At 75.9% G+C, this 628-nt stretch carries 1 protein-coding gene; it reads left to right on the top strand.

The genetic code is table 11. The annotated features are described in order from the left end of the window. Positions 1-628 (top strand): FecR domain-containing protein (locus FLO80_RS23650; RefSeq protein WP_149187124.1); only part of this gene is annotated, 628 nt, incomplete at both ends.

The following is a 628-nucleotide window of genomic DNA, read 5'->3' on the forward strand; positions in this document are numbered from 1 at the left end:
TGGAAGGCGCTGTCGAGCGAGCATGCCGAGGTGTTCCGGCAACTGCTTGGCAGCCTCGCGCCGCTACAGGACTCGCCCTGGCGCGGCCAGCCGAGCGCTACCGTGCTGCGCGCCCTGGAGCAGCCGTCGAGCCGCCGGCGCTTCGTCGGCGGCGCCCTCGGGCTGTTCGTCCTGCTCGCCGGCGGCGCCGGCCTGGAGCGCTGGGTCCAGGCCGGCATGGGTCTGCCCGGCGAACTGGCGACCGGCACCGGCGAGCGCCGCGACTGGTTGCTGGCCGACGGCAGCCGCCTGCGCCTGAACGCGCGGAGCAAGGTGCGACCGCTGCTCGACGGCGCCCAGCGACGCCTGGAGCTGCGGCGCGGCGCGATGCGCCTGGAAGTGAAGGAGGAMCCGCGCGGCGCCTTCGCCCTCGRCTGCGCCGCCGGACGGGTGGACTGCGCCAGCGGCAGCCTGCTGCTGGCCGAGGAGCGCGGGGCGATCCGCCTGGTGACCCTGCGCGGCAGCGCGCGGCTGACCACCGGTGAGGGACGCCAGCTGGCGGTGGCGGCACGACGTAGCCTGCTGTTCGATGCCGGCGGCCTGCTCGAACAGGGCCCGATGCAGGCCGGAGAGGATGCCTGGGCCAGCG

Origin of the sequence: Aquicoccus porphyridii (genome assembly GCF_008369105.1) — a bacterium.
GTDB classification, from domain to species: domain Bacteria; phylum Pseudomonadota; class Alphaproteobacteria; order Rhodobacterales; family Rhodobacteraceae; genus Aquicoccus; species Aquicoccus porphyridii.